This is a genomic window from Pseudomonas sp. P110(2024), from assembly GCF_057480795.1.
The window spans coordinates 80,030-100,990 of sequence record NZ_JBLIYT010000014.1; the positions used below are offsets into that span (position 1 = coordinate 80,030).

Consider the following 20,961-nt stretch of genomic DNA (forward strand, 5'->3'; position numbering starts at 1 on the left):
AATCCCTTCTTAGCTAATGTGCCGGATAACAACTATGCGCGGCGCGCCAAGGCGAAGGCAAGGCCCCGGCGGGGCCTTGACGACGAGCCGAAGGCCGCGTGCGCGGAGCGCCACGGCCGTTCGGTACCTTTTTACTGCTGGTGCTCACCGCGCTCGCGGGCGATGGCCCGGTAGCCGATGTCGGTGCGGTAGAAGCTGGCGTCCCACTTGACCTGTTCGGCCAGGCGGTAGGCCTGCTGCTGGGCGGCCTCGACGGTGTCGCCCATGGCGGTGGCGCAGAGCACGCGGCCGCCAGCGGTGACCACCTGGCCGTTCTTCAACGCGGTACCGGCGTGGAACACCTTGCCTTCAAGCTTGGCGGCGGCATCCAGGCCGCTGATCGCGGCGCCCTTGGCGTAGTCGCCCGGGTAGCCGCCAGCCGCCAGCACCACGCCCAGGCTCGGACGCGGGTCCCACTGGGCCTCGACCTTGTCCAGGGCCTTGGCGAAGGCGGCTTCGACCAGCAGTACCAGGCTCGACTCCAGGCGCAGCATGACCGGCTGGGTCTCCGGGTCGCCGAAGCGGCAGTTGAACTCGATGACCTTGGGGTTGCCCGCCTTGTCGATCATCAGGCCGGCATACAGGAAGCCGGTGTAGACATTGCCTTCCTCGGCCATGCCGCGCACGGTCGGCCAGATTACCTGGTCCATCACGCGCTGGTGCACGTCGGCGGTGACCACCGGGGCAGGGGAGTAGGCGCCCATGCCACCGGTGTTCGGGCCGGTGTCCTGGTTGCCGACGCGCTTGTGGTCCTGGCTGGTGGCCATGGGCAGCACGTTGTGGCCGTCGACCATGACGATGAAGCTGGCTTCCTCGCCGTCGAGGAACTCTTCGATCACCACCCGCGAACCGGCTTCGCCGAAGGCATTGCCGGCGAGCATGTCGCGCACGGCGTCTTCGGCTTCCTGCAGGGTCATGGCGACGATCACGCCCTTGCCGGCGGCCAGGCCGTCGGCCTTGATCACGATCGGCGCGCCTTTCTCACGCAGGTAGGCCAGGGCCGGCTCGATCTCGGTGAAGTTCTGGTAGTCGGCGGTCGGGATCTTGTGACGGGCCAGGAAGTCCTTGGTGAAGGCCTTGGAGCCTTCCAGCTGGGCCGCGCCCTTGGTCGGACCGAAGCAGTCCAGGTTGCGGCTGCGGAACAGGTCGACGACGCCGAGCACCAGCGGCGCTTCCGGGCCGACGATGGTCAGGTCGACGTTGTTCTCGGCGAAGTCGGCCAGTTGCTCCAGGGCGGTGACGTCGATGGCGACGTTCTCGCACTTGGCTTCGGTGGCGGTGCCGGCGTTGCCCGGGGCAACGAAGACTTTCTCGACGCGTGGGTCCTGGGCGACTTTCCAGGCCAGGGCGTGTTCACGACCGCCGCTGCCGATGATCAAAACTTTCATGTCAAAACCTCGAATTCTTTCGGACGGGAGGCAAGGCCTCACGCTGTACGAGGTCGCAATGAAGCAGGTAGATGCAAGGCGGGGCCGGTTCCGATGAGCGGAGTTGCCTTCTGGCAATGAGCATCAGCGGAACCGGCCCCAACGCAGCAGATGCCTGCTTCAGTGCGGCCGATTGCCGTAAATCAGTGGCGGAAGTGGCGCATGCCGGTGAACACCATCGCAATGCCGGCTTCGTCGGCAGCGGCGATGACTTCGGCATCACGCATCGAGCCACCCGGCTGGATCACGGCGCTGATACCCACTTTAGCCGCATTGTCGATGCCGTCGCGGAACGGGAAGAACGCGTCCGAGGCCATCACCGCGCCCTGCACCTGCAGACCGGCGTGCTCGGCCTTGATCGCGGCAATGCGCGCGGAGTTGACGCGGCTCATCTGGCCGGCGCCGACGCCGATGGTCTGGCGGTTCTTGGCGTAGACGATGGCGTTGGACTTGACGAACTTGGCCACTTTCCAGGCGAAGACCAGGTCGTGGACCTCCTGCTCGGTCGGTGCGCGCTGGGTGACGATCTTCAGGTCGTCGGCGCTGATCATGCCGATATCGCGGCTCTGCACCAGCAGGCCACCGTTGACGCGCTTGAAGTCCCAACCGGCGGCGCGTTCGGCTGGCCACTCGCCGCACTCCAGCAGGCGTACGTTCTGCTTGGCGGCCACGACTTCGCGGGCGGCCTGGGAGATTGTCGGGGCGATGATCACTTCGACGAACTGACGTTCGACGATAGCTTTGGCGGTTTCGCCGTCCAGTTCGCGGTTGAAGGCGATGATGCCGCCGAAGGCCGATTCGGTATCGGTGGCGTAGGCCAGGTCATAGGCCTTGCGGATGCCGCCCTCATCTTCAGGCACCACGGCCACGCCGCATGGGTTGGCGTGCTTGACGATGACGCAGGCCGGCTTGACGAAGCTCTTCACGCACTCCAGCGCGGCGTCGGTGTCGGCCACGTTGTTGAACGACAGCTCCTTGCCTTGCAGCTGGATCGCGGTGGAGATGCTGGCCTCGCCCTGCTTGGCCTCGACGTAGAACGCCGCGCTCTGGTGCGGGTTCTCGCCGTAGCGCATTTCCTGGGCTTTGACGAACTGACTGTTGAAGGTGCGCGGGAATTCGCTGCGGCCTTCGGTCGACAGGGTCTGCTTGGCCTGGTCGATGGTGCCCATGTAGTTGGCGATCATGCCGTCGTAGGCGGCAGTGTGCTCGAACGCCTTGAGCATCAGGTCGAAGCGCTGGGCGTAGGTCAGGCCACCGGCCTTGAGGCCCTCGACGATACCGGCGTAGTCACCAGTGTTGACCACGATGGCCACGTCTTTGTGGTTTTTCGCTGCCGAACGGACCATGGTCGGGCCGCCAATGTCGATGTTCTCGATGGCGGTCGGCAGGTCGCAGCCCGGCTTGCTGATGGTGGCTTCGAACGGGTACAGGTTGACCGCGACCAGGTCGATCGGCTTGATGCCGTGCTCGTTCATGATGGCGTCGTCGGTGCCGCGACGGCCGAGGATGCCGCCGTGGATCTTCGGATGCAGGGTCTTGACCCGGCCGTCCATCATTTCGGCGAAGCCGGTGTAATCGGCCACTTCCACCGCGCTCACGCCATTGTCCTTGAGCAGCTTGTAGGTGCCGCCGGTGGACAGGATCTCGACACCGAGCTGTTGCAGCTCACGGGCGAATTCGAGGATACCGGTCTTGTCGGAGACGCTGATCAGGGCGCGGCGGATCGGCAGGCGGGTAGTCTGGTCGGTCATTTCAGATTCCATAACGCGGTGGAGTCAGCAAAAAAGGCGCCTCTTTGCATGAGCGCCTTTTCTGGTTGGGGTTCTGGCCTTACAACAGATCGTACTGCTTGAGCTTCTTGCGCAGCGTGCCTCGGTTGAGTCCGAGCATCTCGCTGGCCTTGGTCTGGTTGCCCTTGACGTAGTTCATCACGCATTCGAGCAAGGGCGCCTCGACTTCCGAGAGCACCAGGTTGTACACGTCCGTGACGGTAGCGCCTTCCAGGTGGGCGAAGTAGTTGTGCAGCGCCTTCTCGACGCTGTCGCGCAGGGTCTGGCCCTCCTCGCTCGGCGTGTTCAGGTGCTGCTTGAGGTTGGCGTTGTCGCTCACGGGCGTTGTTCCACTCACTAATGTCTCGGTCATCATCGTCATGCGGCCACCCCTTGTTCGTCCTCTGTCCCAAGGCTCTGTCGACGTTCGGCGAAAAACGCCTGAACGTTGGCGCACTGCGCTTGTGTGTCTTCCAAAGCGTTGAACCGGCTGCGGAACTCCTTGCCGCCGGGTCGGGTCGCCAGGTACCAGCCCACGTGCTTGCGGGCGATACGCACGCCCATCACATCGCCGTAGAAGGCGTGCAGCGCAGCCAGGTGCTCCAGCAGAATGCGTTCCACTTCGTCCAGCGCCGGTGCGGGCAAATGCTCGCCCGTGCGCAGGTAATGCTCGATCTCGCGGAAAATCCACGGCCGCCCTTGGGCGGCACGGCCGATCAGCAGGCCGTCGGCACCGGTGGCGTGCAGCACCGCCCGGGCCTTTTCCGGCGAGGTGATGTCGCCGTTGGCAAATACCGGGATCGACACCGCCTGCTTGATCGCGGCGATGGTGTCGTACTCGGCGTCACCGGTGTACAGGTCGGCGCGTGTGCGGCCATGCACCGCCAGCGCCTGGATGCCGGCCTGTTCGGCGATCTTCGCCACATTCAGGCCGTTCTTGCTCGCCCGGTCCCAGCCGGTGCGGATCTTCAGCGTCACCGGGACGTCCACGGCGCCGACGACGGCGTGGAGGATCTCGGTGACCAAGGCTTCATCTCTCAATAAAGCAGAGCCTGCGGCCTTGTTGCAGACTTTTTTCGCCGGGCAACCCATGTTGATGTCGATGATCTGGGCGCCGGCCTCGACGTTGGCCCGGGCCGCCTCGGCCATCATCTGCGCGTCGCCGCCGGCGATCTGCACCGAGCGCGGCTCGGGATCACCTTCGTGGATGCGGCGCAGGCTCGACTTGCGGCTGTTCCACAGGCGCATGTCGCTGGAGACCATCTCGGAGACCACCATGCCCGCCCCGAGGCGTTTGCACAGGGTGCGAAAAGGCTGGTCCGTGACGCCGGCCATGGGAGCCAGGATCAGGTTGTTCTGCAGTGTGTAAGGGCCGATGCGTACCGCCGACATAGGTGTTCCCTGTTGTGGGGCCGAATCATTGGAGTTCGAAAAAGGGATGGCATGATACCCGCTCTCGATGACCGGATAAAGATGAATCTGGATAAAATCTGAACAGTTGCGGCGTTATGACCGATGCCGCGGGTACTGGAAATTCAGCACGTTGCGCTGAACCTGGGGCCGCTTTGCGGCCCGTTCGCAACGCTGGCAAGCCAGTGGGGCGGGCTTGCCGCCGGTCGCTTATTCCGGCGAGCGGAAGCTCAGGCTGTAGTTCACCGCCTTCGGCCCCGGGTCGAGGATGTCCAGGGCGATATGGATCGGCGTTTGGCTGGGCATCTCGCCGCGGCCGGCCAGTTCGCCCGACAGGTATTCGCTGGGCTTGAAGCGCCGGCTGGCGATCAACTGGCCGTTGAGGTCGGCGAAGCGCAGTTCCAGCAAGGGGAAGGGCTGGGCGAAGGGGGCACGGTTGTAGATGATCGCGTCGACGATCAGCGCGCCCTTGAAGTCCGGGTGGCTGCGCACCACCAGATTGCTGCTCTTGATCCGCGAGATGTCCACGCGGGTCGGCACCTGGCATCCGAGCGCCGGACACAGTTGCTGGAACCAGGGGCGGTACTGGTCCTGGCGGGCCATCTCGTCGAAGTGGAACCAGACGTACTGGAACGCCAGCAGGGCGGCGGCCAGCAGCGTCAGGAAGCTCCACAGCAGGCGCTTGCCCCAGTTCGGCGCGGGCTTTTCCCAGTCCAGCTGCAACGGATCGTCGACCACATTGACCAGCGGCTCCTTGCGCGTGCGCTCGGGCTTGATCGCCAGGCTCGGCTCCAGGCGCTGCCCGTGCTGTTCATCGGGCTCCTCGTCGCGGGCCGAGAGCGGCTCGCTGCGGACCTCGTCGTCCAGCGCCGACAGCCCCATTTGCGGAACCGGCTCGTCGTTGACGGACAACCGCTCCAGTGGCTCGTCGAGGTCGTCGGCCGGTGGCTGGTGGCGCACCGGCGGTTCGTCGTCCAGGTCGAGATCGGCGTTGCCGAGCGTCGGTTCGGTGCGTTCGTCGGCCGCGGCTTCCAGGTCCAGCGGTTCCTGTTCGACCAGTACCGGCGCTTCCTCGCGCACCTGTGCGGGCGTCAGGTCGTCATCGGTGGCCGTGCCGAACAGTTCATCGCCATGTCCATCGCCGACTTGCTCATCGCGACGGGCTTGCAGCACGCTCTGCGCCGCGCCGCGCCGGTCACCCGGGCTGCGTCGTTCAAGGCGCGCCAGTTCCTGGTCGAGGTCGAGGGCGTCCAGTTCCTCGGCGGTGACGCTCCAGTTGTCGTCGCCCGGTGCCGGGGTTTCGGCCGCCGGCTCGGCTGCCGTGGCCACCGGTGCGACCGGCTCGGCCACGGCGGGCGGTGCCTCGGCGCTGCCTTCGGCGGTGGCGGCGCGGTTCTGCTCCAGCAGCTGTTTCGCCGCGTTGAACACCTGCAGGCAATGGCCGCAACGCACCACGCCGCGGGCCACGCTCAACTGGTGATGGGTGACGCGAAAGCTGGTCTGGCAATGCGGGCACTGGGTGACGAAACTGTCGGTCATGCGGCTGTCCGGGGAGCTGTGCAGGAAATGAGTCTAGGCGCGCTTAGCGGCGGCGACCACTGATACGTACCCAGCCGTCGCGCACGACGATCGGGTCCAGGTCGAAGTCGGCCGTATAGGCGGCGGCCACTTCCTCGCCTTGTTCGGCAAGGATGCCCGACAGCGCCAGCAGGCCCCCGGGACGCACCAGGCCGGACAGTTGCGGCGCCAGCGAGACCAGCGGGCCGGCCAGGATATTGGCCACCAGCACGTCGGCCTGCATGGCCGGCATCTGCTCGGGCAGGTGCAGGGCGAACCGCGCGTCGGCGATACCGTTGCGCTGGGCATTGTCGCGCGAGGCTTCCAGCGCCTGCACGTCGATGTCGGTGCCGACTGCCTCGCGGGCGCCCAGCAGCAGCGCGGCGATGGCGAGGATGCCCGAGCCGCAGCCGAAGTCCAGCACCTGCGTGCCTTCCAGTTGCTGGCCGTCAAGCCATTCCAGGCACAGCGCGGTGGTTGGGTGGGTGCCGGTGCCGAACGCCAGGCCCGGGTCGAGCAGCAGATTGACGGCGTCCTTTTCAGGGGCTTCGTGCCAGCTCGGCACGATCCACAGGCGCTGGCCGAAGCGCATGGGCTGGAAGTTGTCCATCCAGCTGCGTTCCCAGTCCTGGTCCTCGATCACCTCGGCGTGGTGCTCGGGCAGCTCGGCGCCGGTCAGCAGGCGCAGGTGGGCGAACACCTGCTCGGGCTCGGCATCGGCCTCGAACAGCGCCAGCAGGTGCGTGTGCGACCACAGCGGGGTGGTGTTGAGGTCCGGTTCGAAGATCGGTTGGTCTTCGGCGTCCATGAAAGTCACCGAGACGGCGCCTACTTCGAGCAGGGCATCTTCGTAGGTTTCGGCTTGTTCCGGGCTGATGGCCAGGCGTACTTGCAGCCAGGGCATGGCGGGCACCTTTGGTAAATCGACAGGGGCAGCCCGAGGCTGCGCGAAAAGGCCGCCAGTTTACTTGAGTGCGGGGGCTTTGTGCAGGACGCAGTTGTGGGGCCGTAATTAACCGGTGCCATCGCCGGGCTAGCCCGCTCCCACGGGAGAGCGCGGGGCAGCCCTGCGGTTCAGAGGCTTCGCGCGCGGGTAACCCGGTCGACCAGGTACACCAGGCCGTGATAGTCGATGCCGCTGTGGCTCGACAGGCCGATTTCGCAGGTGCGGCTGGTGGAGATCCCTTCGCTGCAATACTGCACGGCGTCCTTAAGTGTGCGCAGGGAGTGGGCGTTGAGCTCCGGGGTGGTGAAGCCCTTGTCGCCGGCGAAGCCGCAGCAATGGATGCCCTCGGGGATCACCACCTGCCGGCTGCAGCGGCGCGCCAGGTCGATCAGCGCCTGGCTTTCACCCAGGTGCTGGGTGCTGCAGGTCACGTGCACCGCCACCGGCTCGTCCTGGGGGGTGAACTCCAGCCTGTCGACCAGGTGGGTGCGGATGAAGCGCACCGGGTCGTACAGGTCCAGCCGCGACTCGCCCAGGTCCTGCACCAGGCGCAGGGTGCAGGGACTGGTGTCGCAGTAGATCGGGTCGAGGCCGCCGCGGCTGGCGTGCAGCAGGGCGTTGATCAACTGCTGGCGCTTGTGCTCGGCCTGCTCGGGGTAGCCCTTGGAGGCGAACGGCTGGCCGCAGCACAGGCTGTCGGCGTTGTCCGGGAATACCACCTGGTAGCCGGCCTTTTCCAGCAGGGCGCGGGTCTTGTCCAGCAGCGAGCTCTGTTCGCGGTCGGCGTAGGCCGGGCCCATCACTCGCGACACGCAGGCGGCCAGGTAGACGACCCTTGGTCGGGCATCGTGGCTCGGCGCGGGGAAGTCGATGGCGCGCAGCGGCTGCGGCATGGCGGGCGTCCACTGCGGCAGGCGGCCCTTGCTGGCCCTGCTCAGGCTGGCGCTGAGGCGGCTCATGCGTGGAGCGCCGAGCAGCCTGCGCGCGCCATTGGCGGCGGCCAGGGTGAAGCGGGCGCCGCGCAGGGTGGTATGGAAATGCTCGGCCAGCCAGTCGGCGGCCTTGCCGTGCTCAGCGGCCTGGCCGCGCAGCTTCTTCACCAGCTCGCCGGTATTGATGCCCACCGGGCAACGCTGGGCGCACAGGCCCGTGGCGGCGCAGGTGTCGATACCTTGGTACTGATAGGTGCGCAGCAGTTCGCGGGTGTCGACGCCGGCGCGCTTCCTCGCCTGGATGTCGCGCCACATGACGATGCGCTGGCGTGGGCTCAAGGTCAGCCCTTTCGAGGGGCACACCGGCTCGCAGAACCCGCACTCGATGCATTTGTCGACGATCTCGTCGGCGGCCGGCAGCGGCTTGAGGTTCTTCAGGTGGATGTCAGGATCCTGACTCAGCACCACATCGGGGTTGAGGATGCCGTTCGGGTCGAGCAGGCGCTTGAGCTGCCACATCAGCTGGTAGGCGTCGTTGCCCCATTCCAGCTCGACGAACGGCGCCATGTTGCGCCCGGTGCCGTGCTCGGCCTTGAGTGAGCCGCCGAACTCCACCGCCACCAATTGCGCCACATCGTCCATGAACGCCTGGTAGCGCGCCACTTCTTCGGCATTGTTGAAACCCTGGGTGAAGACGAAGTGCAGGTTGCCTTCCAGGGCGTGACCGAAAATGATCGCCTCGTCGTACCGGTGCTTGTCGAACAGCTGGATCAGGCGGTTGACGCCTTCGGCCAGTTGCTCGATGGGGAAGGTAACGTCCTCGATGATCACCGTGGTGCCGGTCTGGCGCACGGCACCGACGGCGGGGAAGGTGTCTTTGCGAATCTTCCACAGCTGGTTGTACACCGCCGGGTCTTCGCTGAAGGCGACCTTCTGCTCCAGCGGGAACTCGGCGATGGCTGCCATCACCTGGTCGAGCTGCTCGTGCAGCAGGCTCTGGCTGGCGGCGCGGGACTCGATCAGCAGGGCGCAGGCGTTGTCGGAAAGGCCTCTCACCCATGCCGGCATGCCAGGCATCTCTTGCACCGAACGCAGGCTGCGGCGGTCGAGCAGCTCCACGGCGGACACCGGTTGCGGCTTGAGCAGGGTCACCGCTCGGCAGCAGCTTTCGACGCTCGGAAACACCAGCAGCGCGCTGGCCTTGTGCGGATGGTCGGGCACGGTGTCGTAGGTGACGGCGCTGATGAAACCGAGGGTGCCTTCGGAGCCCACCAGCAGATGCTGCAGGATGTCGAGCGGCTGGTCGTAGTCCACCAGCGCGTTGAGCGACAGGCCCGTGGTGTTCTTCAATCGGTACTTGTGGCGGATGCGATCGGCCAGCTCGGTGTTGGCGCGGGTCTCGCGGCCAAGGCGCGCGAGTTCATCCAGCAGGCCGGCGTGGCTTTGCTCGAACGCGGCAACACTGGCCGGGTCCTCGCTGTCCAGGCGGGTGCCGTCGGCCAGCACCAGGCGCAGGCCGGCAAGGGTGTGGTAGGTGTTCTGCGCGGTGCCGCAGCACATGCCGCTGGCGTTGTTGGCGACGATGCCGCCGATCTTACAGGCGTTGATCGAGGCCGGGTCCGGGCCGATCTTGCGCCCGAAGGGTGCGAGCCAGGCGTTGGCCTGGGCACCGATTACCCCGGGCTGCAGACGGATCTGCGTGCCCTGGCCGCGAATCTCCCGGCCGTTCCAGTTGTCGCCGAGCACGATCAGCACCGAGTCGCTGATGGCCTGGCCCGACAGGCTGGTGCCGGCGGCGCGGAACGTCACGGGTACCCGGTCACGCTGGGCCAACTGGAGCAGGGCGACCACTTCGTCCTCGGATTCCACTCGCACCACCAGCTTGGGAATCAGTCGATAGAAACTGGCGTCGGTACCGAACGCCAAGGTCGAGGTCGGGTCGTCGAAGCGGCGTTCGGCAGGGATCAGGCGCTCGGCATCACGCAGGAACGCGGCGGGCAGGCTCATGCAGTCTCCTCGCGGGGCCGCGGCGTCTTGTGCGCGGCGTGCCCCGGGTAATCAGGCGTTGGCGGGCGCGCTCAGGCGCCCAGTTCGCGGACCAGCGAGTCGCGGGTGATCTCGCCGATGGACTTGGCGCCAGTCAGCACCATGGCCACGCGCATTTCTTTCTCGAACAGCGCCAGCAGGTTCTTCACGCCCGCTTCGCCATGGGTGGCCAGGGCATAAAGGAAGGCGCGGCCTATCAGCACGGTATCGGCGCCCAGGGCGACCATGCGCACTATGTCCAGGCCGTTGCGGATTCCGGAGTCGGCGAGGATCTTGATGTCGCCCTTCACCGCGTCGGCGATCGCCGGCAGGGCGCGGGCGCTGGACAGCACGCCGTCGAGCTGGCGGCCACCGTGGTTGGAGACGACGATGCCGTCGGCGCCGAACTTGACCGCGTCGCGGGCGTCATCGGCGTCGAGTATGCCTTTGATGATCATCGGGCCGTCCCAGAATTCGCGGATCCACTCCAGGTCTTTCCAGGAGATGGACGGGTCGAAATTGTTGCCCAGCCAGCCGATGTAGTCGGCCAGGCCCGTGGGGTTGCCCCGGTATTTCGAGATGTTGCCCAGGTCATGGGGGCGGCCGAGCAGGCCGACATCCAGCGCCCACTGCGGGTGAGTCATGGCCTGCCACATGCGGCGCAGCGGCGCGTTCGGGCCGCTCATGCCGGAGTGGGCATCTCGGTAGCGGGCGCCGGGCACGGGCATGTCGACGGTGAACACCAGGGTCTTCACGCCGGCCGCCTTGGCGCGCTCCAGGGCGTTGCGCATGAAGCCACGGTCTTTCAGTACATACAGCTGGAACCACATCGGCCGGTCGATGGCCGGGGCCACCTCTTCGATCGGGCACACCGATACCGTGGACATGGTGAATGGGATGCCGTGGGCCGCCGCCGCGCGCGCCGCCTGCACTTCGCCACGGCGGGCGTACATGCCGGTGAGGCCGACCGGGGCCAGGGCCACAGGCATGCTCAGGGTTTCGTCGAAAAGCCGGGTCTCCAGGCTCAGGTCCGACATGTTCTTCAGCACGCGCTGACGCAGGGCGATGCTGGCCAGGTCCGAGACGTTGTGGCGCAGGGTGTGCTCGGCGTAGGCGCCGCCGTCGGCGTAGTGGAAGAGGAAGGGGGGCAGCTTGCGTTGGGCCGCGGCGCGATAGTCGGTGGAGGCGGAAATGATCATGGATTCTCGCAGCGTGGGTTGAAGGAGGTGCCGGGCGCTGGTCGGCGCCCGGGCCCTTTCACTTTAGTGATGAACCAGCATGCCGGTCAGCCAATAGGCCTGGATCAGGGTGATCAGGCCGACGATGGTGGCGAAGAACAGGCTGTGCTTGACGGTGAAGCGGAACAGGTCGGATTCCTTGCCGACCAGGCCGGTGGCGGCGCAGGCCACGGCGATCGACTGCGGCGAGATCATCTTGCCGGTCACGCCGCCGCTGGTGTTGGCCGCCACCAACAGGGTGTCGTTGACCCCGATCTGGTGCGCGGTGGTGGCCTGCAACGAGCTGAACAGGGCGTTGGACGAGGTGTCGGAACCGGTCAGGAACACGCCCAGCCAGCCCAGGAACGGCGAGAAGAACGGGAACGCGGCGCCCGTGCCGGCCAGCACCAGAGCCATGGTCGAAGACATGCCCGAGTAGTTGGTGACGAAGGCGAAGGCCAGCACCATGCCGATCGACAGGATTGGCCAGCGCAGTTCCCAGAAGGTCTCCTTGAAAGTGGTCAGACCAGTTTTGAAGTTGATCTTCAATACCCACATCGAGATCAGCGCCGAGAGGAAGATCGCGGTGCCGGTGGCGGAGATCGGGTCGAGCTTGAACACCGCCGGCATGGCGGTCGGCGCGGTGACGATCGGCGCGGTCTTGATCACCAACTGGTCGAGGTGCGGGATGGCGAAGTTGAACACGAAGTTGTACATCGCGCCGCCCGGGGCGAAGGCCGCCTTGAACGGCTTCAGGGTCCAGATCGTGACTAGCACGGTCAGGATCAGGAACGGCGACCAGGCCTTGAAGATCTCGCCGAAGCTGTACGGCGAAGGCTGGCTGCCACCCGATTGCACGACGGCGGCGCCGACGCTGCCCTTGGCTTCGGCGAACGAGCGCTTGGGCTGCCAGACCTTGAGGAACAGGGTCAGGGCGATCAGGCTGGCCAGGGCAGAGGTGATGTCCGGCAGCTCCGGGCCGATGAAGTTGGAGGTGAAGTACTGGGTGACGGCGAAGCTCAGGCCGGCCACCAGGGCGGCGGGCCAGGTCTCTTTCACGCCGCGCACGCCGTCCATCATGAACACCAGCCAGAACGGCACGAACAGCGACAGCAGCGGCAGCTGGCGGCCAGTCATGGCGCCGATGTGGAAGGCGTCGATACCGGTCACTTGCCCGGCGACGATGATCGGGATGCCCAGGGCGCCGAAGGCCACTGGCGCGGTGTTGGCGATCAGGCACAGGCCGGCGGCGTACAGCGGGTTGAAGCCCAGGCCCACCAGCAGCGCGGCGGTGATGGCCACCGGGGCGCCGAAGCCGGCCGCGCCTTCGAGGAAGGCACCGAAGCAGAAGCCGATCAGCAGCACTTGCAGACGCTGGTCGTCGGTGATCGACAGCACCGAGCTGCGAATCACCTCGAACTGGCCGCTCTTGACCGTGAGCTTGTAGAGGAATACCGCAGCGACGATGATCCAGGCAATCGGCCACAGGCCGTAGAGGAAGCCATAACCCGCGGCGGCCAGGGCCATGTCGACAGGCATCTGGAAGGCGAAGATCGCCACCAGGATCGACAGCGCGAGGGTGATGCTGCCGGCGACGTGGCCCTTGAGGCGGAACACGGCAAGGGCGAGGAAGAAGAATACGATGGGGATGACCGCCGCCAGCGCGGACAGGCCTAGGCTACCAAGCGGAGTATAGAGTTGTTGCCAGGTTTGCATATGGGGTGGCCCCTAATTGTTGTTGGTCAAGGCTCTGGCATTGGATAATTGGTAATACCAATTTACAATGGCTGGGCGCTAGGTTAAGAGCGCCGCGCAGGGTGTGTCAATTTGTCCTGTGGAAAACTTTGGTCGGATGCCGATGAGCGGGCATCTGAGCGGCAGGGAAAATCGCCGCCTGATGGGTGTCGGCGCCGGCCGGATAGGCGCAGAATAGGCGCCCCCGGATTCGCATCCCCGGGGTTCGTGGAGAGCAAGCAATGGTTTTTGATCAGGTCCGTCAGCGGCGCCTGTCCGACGACATCGTCGACCGGTTGGAAGGGATGATTCTCGAGGGCACGCTGACTTCGGGGCAGCGCCTTCCCGCCGAGCGCGTCCTGGCCGAGCAGTTCGGCGTGTCTCGTCCGTCACTGCGCGAGGCCATCCAGAAGCTGGTGGCAAAGGGGCTGCTGGTCAGCCGTCAGGGTGGCGGCAACTATGTGGCCGAAGCCCTGGGTTCCACCTTCAGCGACCCGCTGTTGCAGCTGTTGGAGCGCAATCCGGAGGCTCAGCGCGACTTGCTGGAGTTCCGTCATACATTGGAGGCGTCATGCGCCTACTACGCGGCCCAGCGTGCTACCGAGCCTGATCGCGAGCGTTTGAAGACGGCGTTCGATGCGCTGCAGGATTGCTACAGCCGTGTCGGCGAGGTGGACCGGGTGGAGGAGGGCGCGGCCGATGCGCGTTTCCACCTGGCCATTGCCGAAGCCAGTCACAACGCTGTGCTGCTGCATACCATCCGCGGCTTGTTCGACCTGCTCAAGCGCAACGTGGTGACCAACATCGGCGGCATGTACCAGCAGCGCACGGAGACCCGCGACATGCTGATCAGTCAGCATCGCGAGTTGTACCTGGCGATTGTCGAGGGGCGGGCGGACGATGCGCGGGAGGTGTCGAGCCGGCACATCCTGTATGTGCAGGAGGTGCTGCAGGAGGCGCAGCAGGAGGCCCAGCGGGTGGCCCGGGCGGAGCGGCGCAGCGGGCGCTGAGAGGCGGCGTACGCGGTTCTTGTGGGAGCGGCCACCACTCAAGATCGTCGGGGCTGCTTCGCAGTCCTATCGCGACACGAGGCCGCCCCTACAGTGACCGAGCAGGGCAGGAATTATTCTTCCTTGCCCTTGTTGCGCATCGTGCGTTGCAGCTCGCGGTTGGAGTCGCGTTCGCGCACGGTGTCGCGCTTGTCGAACTCCTTCTTGCCCTTGCCGAGCGCGATTTCGCACTTGATCAGGTGCTTGCTCCAGTACAGCGACATCGCCACGCAGGTGTAGCCCTTCTGCGCCACGGCCGCTTCCAGGCGCTCCAGCTCGCGCTTGTTCAGCAGCAGCTTGCGGGTGCGGATCGGGTCGGCGATGACGTGGGTGCTGGCGGTTGTCAGCGGGGTGATGTGGCTGCCGAACAGCCAGGCTTCGCCATCCTTGAGCAGCACGTAGCTGTCGGTCAGGTGCGCCTTGCCGGCCCGCAGGCTCTTTACTTCCCAGCCGGACAGGACCAGCCCGGCCTCGAACTTGTGTTCGATGAAGTAATCGTGTCGCGCCTTCTTGTTCTGCGCGATGGTCCCGGTCGGATGTTTCTTTTGCTTAGCCATAGGGGCGGCATTATAGGGAGAGTCCGCGTCCTCGGCTATGGGGTTTAGGTGCGCTTGAGCCAGTTGTGTGAATCCCGGACAATACAGGCCTCGTTCTGCCACACAGAACCGTATTCGAGGCGCTGCTACGCGCCGCCGCCCAGATTGGAAGTGACGCCTGGATGACTACCCATATTCAACGCTCCGCCCTGCTGCCGTTCCCTGCCCAGGCGCTCTACGACCTGGTCAATGATGTCGCCAGCTACCCGGAGTTCCTGCCCTGGTGCTCGGCTTCCACCGTGCTCGAGGCCAGCGACACGCACATGCGGGCTAGGCTGGAAGTGGCCAAGGGCGGTATGAGCCAGCAGTTCACCACGCGCAATGTGCTGGTGCCGGGCCAGTCGATCGAAATGAACCTGGAAGATGGGCCGTTCACCCAGCTGCACGGTTTGTGGGTGTTCAAGCCGCTGGGCGAGAAGGCCTGCAAGATCAGCCTCGACCTGTCGTTCGATTATGCCGGCGCCCTGGTGCGGGCGACCCTGGGGCCATTGTTCAATCAGGCGGCCAATACCATGGTCGATGCGTTTTGCCAGCGTGCCAAGCAGATCAATGGCTGATTAGGGCTCGTGGTCTGATCCGCAGGCTTTTCGACAGCGCAATAAAAAGCCCGGACTGGATCCGGGCTTTTTAGTGTCGGCGCATTTACTGCGGCGAAGTTTCCAGCGGTGCTGGCGTCGGGACCGGGGTGGTCTCGATGTTGTCGATTTCTTTTTGCAGTGTGTCTTCCAGCGAGCCTGGCTTGGCCGGCTTTTCGGATTGGCTGGGCTGCTTGACCGGGCTGACCGTGGTGTCGCCGCTGCCGCCGAGGATTTCCTGGTCGCGGCTGACGCCCGGCATGAAGTCGCCGGAGAGGCTGACCAGTTGGTCGCTCTCGTTGAAGAAGATGCTCATGCGCTCTTGCTGGCGCTGGCCGCCGCCGGGCTGCAGGCTGTACAGGTAGTCCCAGCGGTTGGTGTGGAAAGTGTCCTGCAGCAGCGGGTTGCCCATGATAAACCTTACTTGCCGGCGGGTCATTCCCGGACGCAATTGGTCTATCATGTCCTGCGTGACGACATTGCCCTGCTGGATGTCGATTTTGTAAACCCCGGGAAACGAGCAACCGGCGAGTGCGAGCAGTCCCACTAGGGTGAGGCTGGTTAGCAAGAGCTTGGTGTTTTGCATCGGTGGGCGACTTCCACTATCTTGGCTGGACAACGTAAACCCCGATCATACCCGTATTAAGAGAAGCTGCGAAGCAGCATCGGCGAGAAAGCTGACCATGGTTGAAAATAGCGAATTGCGCAAAGCGGGCCTCAAGGTTACCCTGCCTCGAGTCAAGATTCTTCAGATGCTCGACTCCGCCGAGCAGCGTCACATGAGTGCCGAGGATGTCTACAAGGCGCTGATGGAAGCTGGCGAGGATGTCGGTCTGGCGACCGTGTACCGCGTACTGACCCAATTCGAAGCGGCGGGCCTGGTGGAGCGCCACAACTTTGATGGCGGCCACGCGGTGTTCGAGCTGGCGGATGGCAAGCACCACGATCACATGGTCAACGTGGACAGCGGTGAAGTCATTGAATTCTTCGATGCCGAAATCGAGAAGCGCCAGAAAGAGATCGTTGCCGAGCATGGCTTCGAGCTGGTGGACCACAATCTGGTTCTGTATGTGCGTAAAAAGAAGTAACGATTTAGATCGTTATTGATGACAAAGGCGACCTTCGGGTCGCCTTTGTGCTTTGTGGTGTCTCAAGTCTTGCGCGATTTCTGGAGCGCGAAGGCTCAGGCCTTGCTGCTCACTACCATCTTGCGCGCATGGGCCAGCGACTCCTTGGTCAGGTCGATTCCACCCAGCATCCGCGCCACTTCCTCGACCCGCTCGCGCTTGCCCAGGCTGGCCACGGCGGTGTGCGTGGTGTCGCTGTTGCGCACCTTGTGCACGAACAGGTGGTGATGGCCCTGCGCTGCCACCTGGGGCAGGTGGGTCACGGTCAGGACCTGGCCGCGCTCGCCGAGGCGGCGAAGCAGTTGGCCGACGATCTCTGCCGTCGGGCCGCCGATCCCCACGTCCACTTCGTCGAACACCAGGGTCGGAATGCGCGAGGTCTGCGCGGTGATCACCTGGATCGCCAGGCTGATACGCGACAGCTCACCGCCCGAGGCGACCTTGGCCAGGCCCTTGAGTGGCTGGCCGGGGTTGGCGCTGACCAGCAGTTCGATCTGCTCCAGGCCATGGGGCGAAAGGTCGCCGTTGTCGAAGGGCGTAAGTTCGATGCAGAAGCGCCCGCCGGGCATGCCCAGGCGCTGGATTTCCTGCTCGACGGCGGTGGCCAGTTGCTTGGCGGCCTGCTGGCGCAGCGCGCTCAGCTCGCTGGCTTTCTCTTTATAGTGCTGGGCGTAGGCGGCCAGCTCCTCGCCCAGGCGCTCAACCGACTCGTCGCTGGCGTTAAGTCCCTCGAGCTCCTCCATCAGGCGTTGTTGCAGGTGCGGTAGCTCGGTAGGGTGTACACGGTGTTTGCGGGCGAGGGTATAGATGGTGTCCAGGCGCTCTTCCAAGGCCTGAAGGCGCATCGGGTCGGCGTCGAAGTTGTCGAGGAAGCGGTTGAGTTCGCCAACGGCCTCCTCTACCTGGATCTGCGCGCTGGCGATCAGGTTGACCGCCTCGTCCAGCGCCTTTGGGCCGTTGACGACTGCGGTGAGCCGGTTGAGGCTGACAGTCAGGGCGCTCAGCACGTTGCCCGAGTCGCTTTCGCTGCACTGCTCGATGACCTGGCGGCAGATGCCGAACAGCGCCTCGGCGTTGGTCAGGTTCTTGTGTTCCTGTTCCAGCTGTTCCAGCTCGTTCTCGCCAAGGCCGAGGTTGTCCAGTTCTTCCAGTTGGTAGCTGAGCAGTTGATGGCGCGCCCGTTGCTCGTCTCCGGAATTGCTCAGGCGCTCCAGCTCCTGGCGTGTCTGGTTCCAGCGCTTGGCGGCCAGTTGGACCTGGCGGGCCAGGTCGCTGGCGCCGGCGTATTCGTCAACCAGTCGGCGGTGGGTGTCGGTCTTGAGCAGTGACTGGTGTTCATGCTGGCTGTGAATGTCGATCAGCAGTTCGCCCAGGGCCTTGAGGTCGCCCAGTGGGCAGGGGGTGCCGTTGATGTAGCCTCGGCTGCGGCCCTCGGCGGTAATCACCCGGCGCAGGATGCACGGCCCGTCGCTTTCCAGGTCGCGCTCGGCGAGCCAGGCGTGGGCCTCGGGGATGTCGATCAGGTCGAAGGTGGCGAGGATGTCTGCCTTGTCGGTGCCCGGGCGCACCACGCCGCTGTCGGCGCGGTCGCCCAGGGCCAGGCCGAGGGCGTCGAGCATGATCGACTTGCCAGCCCCGGTCTCGCCGGTGATCACGGACATGCCGCGGGCGATTTCGAGGTCGAGGTGTTCGACGATGGCGTAGTTGTGAATGGACAGGTGCACCAGCATGGGGCGGCTCCCGGAAGGTCGTGTCTGGATATTTATACAGTGCTTTTCGCGAGTCTGCCAATAGCCGGTCGACGAATGTGGAAAAGCACCTTCCCCCTTGAACCTGGTTTTTCCGACCCCATATAGCCGGCAAGACATGGCGAGCCTGGCTCGCACGACAGAAATCGTGGAGGAGAAACCCAATGGCTGACGAACAGCTGGATGAGAAGAACCTGAATTCCGAAGAAGCAGGCGCCGCGAATGCCGATGCCCGTGTCCTGGAGCTCGAGGAGCAGCTGGCCGCCGCCAAGGACCAGTCCCTGCGCGCCGCCGCCGACCTGCAGAACATCCGCCGCCGTGCCGAGCAGGATGTCGAGAAGGCCCACAAGTTCGCCCTGGAGAAGTTCGCCGGCGACCTGCTGCCGATCATCGACAGCCTGGAGCGTGGCCTGGAACTGTCCAATGCCGACGACGAGACCATCAAGCCGATGCGCGAAGGCATCGAGCTGACCCTGAAGATGTTCCAGGACACCCTCAAGCGCTACAACCTCGAGGCCATCGATCCGCACGGCCAGCCATTCAACGCCGAGCACCACCAGGCGATGGCCATGCAGGAAAGCGCCGAGGTCGAGCCGAACAGCGTGCTGAACGTGTTCCAGAAAGGCTACCTGCTCAACGGCCGCCTGCTGCGCCCCGCCATGGTGGTGGTCAGCAAGGCGCCGAGCGCTGCGCAGCCTTCGATCAATGAAAAGGCTTGAAATCTTTCCGGGCACCCCCATCTAGGTGTCAAGCCTTCAAGTATTAGTGCAGTGGGCCAAGGCAGTCGCTGCTATCAAATTCAAGTTTCGGGAGAATCAACATGGGTAAAATCATCGGTATCGACCTGGGGACCACCAACTCCTGCGTCTCCGTGCTGGAAAACGGCACCGCCAAGGTCATCGAGAACGCTGAAGGCGCGCGTACCACGCCTTCGATCATCGCCTACGCAAACGACGGCGAAATCCTGGTCGGCCAGTCGGCCAAGCGCCAGGCGGTCACCAACCCGCACAACACCCTGTTCGCTGTGAAGCGCCTGATCGGCCGCCGTTTCGAAGAAGATGTCGTGCAGAAAGACATCAAGCTGGTGCCTTACAAGATCGTCAAGGCCAGCAACGGTGACGCCTGGGTCGAGGCCTCCGGCAAGGAAATGGCTCCGCCGCAGATCAGCGCCGAAGTCCTGAAGAAGATGAAGAAGACTGCCGAAGATTACCTCGGCGAGCCGGTCACCGAAGCGGTCATCACCGTGCCGGCCTACTTCAACGACAGCCAGCGTCAGGCCACCAAGGATGCCGGTCGCATCGCCGGTCTGGACGTAAAACGCATCATCAACGAACCGACCGCCGCTGCGCTGGCGTACGGCATGGACAAGGCCAAGGGCGACCACACCGTCATCGTTTACGACCTCGGTGGTGGTACCTTCGACGTTTCGGTCATCGAAATCGCCGAAGTCGACGGTGAGCACCAGTTCGAAGTACTGGCCACCAACGGCGACACCTTCCTGGGTGGCGAAGACTTCGACATGCGCCTGATCGACTACCTCGTCGACGAGTTCAAGAAAGAGTCCGGCATGGATCTGAAGAACGATCCCCTGGCCCTGCAGCGCCTGAAAGAAGCCGCTGAAAAGGCCAAGATCGAGCTGTCCTCGAGCCAGCAGACCGATGTCAACCTGCCGTACATCACCGCAGATGCGACCGGGCCGAAACACTTGAATGTGAAGATCTCCCGCTCCAAGCTGGAGTCGCTGGTCGAAGACCTGGTCAACCGTACCATCGAGCCATGCCGCATCGCCCTGAAGGACGCCGGCATCGACGCCAGCAAGATCGACGACGTGATCCTGGTCGGTGGCCAGACCCGTATGCCGATGGTGCAGAAAGCCGTTGCCGACTTCTTCGGTAAAGAAGCGCGCAAGGACGTCAACCCGGACGAAGCCGTTGCCATGGGTGCCGCCATCCAGGGCGCTGTTCTGGCTGGTGACGTCAAGGACGTGCTGCTGCTGGACGTCAGCCCGCTGACCCTGGGTATCGAAACCATGGGCGGCGTGATGACCGCGCTGATCGAGAAGAACACCACCATCCCGACCAAGAAGTCGCAGGTGTTCTCGACCGCCGATGACAACCAGGGCGCCGTGACCATCCACGTGCTGCAGGGTGAGCGCAAGCAAGCTTCGCAGAACAAGTCGCTGGGCAAGTTCGACCTGGCCGACATCCCGCCAGCTCCGCGCGGCGTGCCGCAGATCGAAGTGACCTTCGACATCGACGCCAACGGCATCCTGCACGTCGGCGCGAAGGACAAGGCCACCGGCAAGGCGCAGTCGATCGTGATCAAGGCCAACTCCGGCCTGTCCGACGAAGAAATCGAGAAAATGGTGCGTGACGCCGAGGCCAACGCCGAGGAAGATCGCAAGTTCGAAGAACTGGCCGCCGCCCGTAACCAGGGTGACGCGCTGGTTCACTCGACCCGCAAGATGGTCGCTGAAGCCGGTGACAAGGTCACCGCTGAAGAGAAGACCGCCATCGAGGCCGCCGTGGTCGCCCTGGAAGCCGCCGTCAAAGGCGACGACAAGGCCGCCATCGACGCCAAGGTCGAGGAGCTGTCCAAGGTCTCGGCGCCTGTTGCCCAGAAGATGTACGCCGAGCAGCAGGCCGAGCAGCCACAGGGCGGCGCCCAGCAGGCCGAGCCGGAAGCCAAGCACGACGACGTGGTTGACGCCGAGTTCGAAGAAGTGAAAGACAACAACAAGCAGTAATTCCTGCATGTTGTCGGCCGGTTCACCGTCGTTTGCTGGTGAACTGGTAGGATGTCGCCGCGCG

17 protein-coding genes are annotated in these 20,961 nt (G+C 64.6%); 5 read left to right on the top strand and 12 right to left on the bottom strand.

The window, feature by feature from the left end; translation table 11 throughout:
- Positions 1 to 131 precede the first annotated feature (131 nt).
- From purD to AC25ND_RS21495, 9 genes are all read right to left on the bottom strand, one after another.
- Positions 132 to 1,427: a phosphoribosylamine--glycine ligase gene (gene purD, locus AC25ND_RS21455; RefSeq protein ID WP_028691279.1), complete on the bottom strand. Its 1,296-nt coding sequence runs from the start codon at positions 1,425 to 1,427 to the stop codon at positions 132 to 134.
- A gap of 182 nt (positions 1,428 to 1,609) precedes the next feature.
- Positions 1,610 to 3,217 (bottom strand): bifunctional phosphoribosylaminoimidazolecarboxamide formyltransferase/IMP cyclohydrolase, encoded by a 1,608-nt coding sequence (gene purH / locus AC25ND_RS21460; RefSeq protein WP_182321807.1) that lies wholly within the window; start codon positions 3,215 to 3,217, stop codon positions 1,610 to 1,612.
- A 79-nt stretch (positions 3,218 to 3,296) separates the two neighbouring features.
- On the bottom strand, positions 3,297 to 3,617 hold the full coding sequence (fis, locus tag AC25ND_RS21465; RefSeq protein WP_011535876.1) for a DNA-binding transcriptional regulator Fis: 321 nt from the start codon (positions 3,615 to 3,617) through the stop codon (positions 3,297 to 3,299).
- On the bottom strand, positions 3,614 to 4,627 hold the full coding sequence (gene dusB / locus AC25ND_RS21470) for a tRNA dihydrouridine synthase DusB (protein ID WP_028691277.1): 1,014 nt from the start codon (positions 4,625 to 4,627) through the stop codon (positions 3,614 to 3,616). Before dusB ends, fis begins: the two co-directional genes overlap by 4 nt.
- A 228-nt stretch (positions 4,628 to 4,855) precedes the next feature.
- Positions 4,856 to 6,184 (bottom strand): DUF3426 domain-containing protein, encoded by a 1,329-nt coding sequence (locus AC25ND_RS21475; protein WP_182321806.1) that lies wholly within the window; start codon positions 6,182 to 6,184, stop codon positions 4,856 to 4,858.
- Between the two features lie 43 nt (positions 6,185 to 6,227).
- A complete protein-coding gene (gene prmA, locus AC25ND_RS21480) occupies positions 6,228 to 7,106 on the bottom strand; it encodes a 50S ribosomal protein L11 methyltransferase (RefSeq protein ID WP_028691275.1) in 879 nt (292 codons plus the stop codon).
- A gap of 170 nt (positions 7,107 to 7,276) precedes the next feature.
- Positions 7,277 to 10,087, bottom strand: coding sequence for an FAD-binding and (Fe-S)-binding domain-containing protein (locus AC25ND_RS21485; protein WP_062360898.1), 2,811 nt, complete (start codon positions 10,085 to 10,087; stop codon positions 7,277 to 7,279).
- A gap of 71 nt (positions 10,088 to 10,158) precedes the next feature.
- A complete protein-coding gene (gene lldD / locus AC25ND_RS21490; protein ID WP_486976580.1) occupies positions 10,159 to 11,304 on the bottom strand; it encodes an FMN-dependent L-lactate dehydrogenase LldD in 1,146 nt (381 codons plus the stop codon).
- A 63-nt stretch (positions 11,305 to 11,367) separates the two neighbouring features.
- Positions 11,368 to 13,038, bottom strand: coding sequence for a lactate permease LctP family transporter (locus tag AC25ND_RS21495; protein ID WP_028691272.1), 1,671 nt, complete (start codon positions 13,036 to 13,038; stop codon positions 11,368 to 11,370).
- 260 nt (positions 13,039 to 13,298) lie between these two features.
- Between AC25ND_RS21495 and AC25ND_RS21500 the strand changes: the two genes are divergently transcribed.
- Positions 13,299 to 14,066 carry an FCD domain-containing protein gene (locus tag AC25ND_RS21500; RefSeq protein WP_028691271.1) on the top strand — a complete coding sequence of 256 codons (768 nt, stop codon included), beginning with the start codon at positions 13,299 to 13,301 and terminating at the stop codon, positions 14,064 to 14,066.
- Between the two features lie 113 nt (positions 14,067 to 14,179).
- On the opposite strand, the gene smpB is transcribed toward AC25ND_RS21500, so the two are convergent.
- The gene (gene smpB, locus AC25ND_RS21505) at positions 14,180 to 14,662 is read right to left on the bottom strand and encodes an SsrA-binding protein SmpB (protein ID WP_011532120.1); all 483 of its coding nucleotides are present in this window, start codon (positions 14,660 to 14,662) and stop codon (positions 14,180 to 14,182) included.
- 161 nt (positions 14,663 to 14,823) lie between these two features.
- On the opposite strand from smpB, the gene AC25ND_RS21510 reads away from it, so the two are divergent.
- Complete coding sequence (locus tag AC25ND_RS21510) at positions 14,824 to 15,258, top strand: type II toxin-antitoxin system RatA family toxin (RefSeq protein ID WP_028691270.1); 435 nt, start codon at positions 14,824 to 14,826, stop codon at positions 15,256 to 15,258.
- Between the two features lie 85 nt (positions 15,259 to 15,343).
- On the opposite strand, the gene AC25ND_RS21515 is transcribed toward AC25ND_RS21510, so the two are convergent.
- Positions 15,344 to 15,862 carry an outer membrane protein assembly factor BamE gene (locus AC25ND_RS21515; protein WP_028691269.1) on the bottom strand — a complete coding sequence of 173 codons (519 nt, stop codon included), beginning with the start codon at positions 15,860 to 15,862 and terminating at the stop codon, positions 15,344 to 15,346.
- Between the two features lie 97 nt (positions 15,863 to 15,959).
- On the opposite strand from AC25ND_RS21515, the gene fur reads away from it, so the two are divergent.
- Positions 15,960 to 16,364 carry a ferric iron uptake transcriptional regulator gene (gene fur, locus AC25ND_RS21520; protein ID WP_028691268.1) on the top strand — a complete coding sequence of 135 codons (405 nt, stop codon included), beginning with the start codon at positions 15,960 to 15,962 and terminating at the stop codon, positions 16,362 to 16,364.
- A 95-nt stretch (positions 16,365 to 16,459) separates the two neighbouring features.
- Here fur and recN read toward each other — a convergent pair whose 3' ends face one another.
- Positions 16,460 to 18,133, bottom strand: coding sequence for a DNA repair protein RecN (gene recN / locus AC25ND_RS21525; protein WP_028691267.1), 1,674 nt, complete (start codon positions 18,131 to 18,133; stop codon positions 16,460 to 16,462).
- A gap of 182 nt (positions 18,134 to 18,315) precedes the next feature.
- On the opposite strand from recN, the gene grpE reads away from it, so the two are divergent.
- Both grpE and dnaK read left to right on the top strand, forming a co-directional pair.
- Positions 18,316 to 18,870: a nucleotide exchange factor GrpE gene (gene grpE, locus AC25ND_RS21530; protein WP_028691266.1), complete on the top strand. Its 555-nt coding sequence runs from the start codon at positions 18,316 to 18,318 to the stop codon at positions 18,868 to 18,870.
- 101 nt (positions 18,871 to 18,971) lie between these two features.
- Complete coding sequence (gene dnaK / locus AC25ND_RS21535; RefSeq protein WP_028691265.1) at positions 18,972 to 20,897, top strand: molecular chaperone DnaK; 1,926 nt, start codon at positions 18,972 to 18,974, stop codon at positions 20,895 to 20,897.
- Positions 20,898 to 20,961: the final 64 nt, after the last annotated feature.

Excerpts from the sequence above, each read along its gene's own strand:
- AC25ND_RS21485 (WP_062360898.1), bottom strand. The coding sequence starts at position 10,087 with ATGAGCCTGCCCGCCGCGTTCCTGCGTGATGCCGAGCGCCTGATCCCT.
- AC25ND_RS21515 (WP_028691269.1), bottom strand. The coding sequence starts at position 15,862 with ATGCAAAACACCAAGCTCTTGCTAACCAGCCTCACCCTAGTGGGACTG.
- lldD (WP_486976580.1), bottom strand. The coding sequence starts at position 11,304 with ATGATCATTTCCGCCTCCACCGACTATCGCGCCGCGGCCCAACGCAAG.
- grpE (WP_028691266.1), top strand. The coding sequence starts at position 18,316 with ATGGCTGACGAACAGCTGGATGAGAAGAACCTGAATTCCGAAGAAGCA.
- recN (WP_028691267.1), bottom strand. The coding sequence starts at position 18,133 with ATGCTGGTGCACCTGTCCATTCACAACTACGCCATCGTCGAACACCTC.
- AC25ND_RS21475 (WP_182321806.1), bottom strand. The coding sequence starts at position 6,184 with ATGACCGACAGTTTCGTCACCCAGTGCCCGCATTGCCAGACCAGCTTT.
- prmA (WP_028691275.1), bottom strand. The coding sequence starts at position 7,106 with ATGCCCTGGCTGCAAGTACGCCTGGCCATCAGCCCGGAACAAGCCGAA.
- purD (WP_028691279.1), bottom strand. The coding sequence starts at position 1,427 with ATGAAAGTTTTGATCATCGGCAGCGGCGGTCGTGAACACGCCCTGGCC.
- smpB (WP_011532120.1), bottom strand. The coding sequence starts at position 14,662 with ATGGCTAAGCAAAAGAAACATCCGACCGGGACCATCGCGCAGAACAAG.
- dusB (WP_028691277.1), bottom strand. The coding sequence starts at position 4,627 with ATGTCGGCGGTACGCATCGGCCCTTACACACTGCAGAACAACCTGATC.
- AC25ND_RS21510 (WP_028691270.1), top strand. The coding sequence starts at position 14,824 with ATGACTACCCATATTCAACGCTCCGCCCTGCTGCCGTTCCCTGCCCAG.
- AC25ND_RS21500 (WP_028691271.1), top strand. The coding sequence starts at position 13,299 with ATGGTTTTTGATCAGGTCCGTCAGCGGCGCCTGTCCGACGACATCGTC.
- dnaK (WP_028691265.1), top strand. The coding sequence starts at position 18,972 with ATGGGTAAAATCATCGGTATCGACCTGGGGACCACCAACTCCTGCGTC.
- AC25ND_RS21495 (WP_028691272.1), bottom strand. The coding sequence starts at position 13,038 with ATGCAAACCTGGCAACAACTCTATACTCCGCTTGGTAGCCTAGGCCTG.
- fis (WP_011535876.1), bottom strand. The coding sequence starts at position 3,617 with ATGACGATGATGACCGAGACATTAGTGAGTGGAACAACGCCCGTGAGC.
- purH (WP_182321807.1), bottom strand. The coding sequence starts at position 3,217 with ATGACCGACCAGACTACCCGCCTGCCGATCCGCCGCGCCCTGATCAGC.
- fur (WP_028691268.1), top strand. The coding sequence starts at position 15,960 with ATGGTTGAAAATAGCGAATTGCGCAAAGCGGGCCTCAAGGTTACCCTG.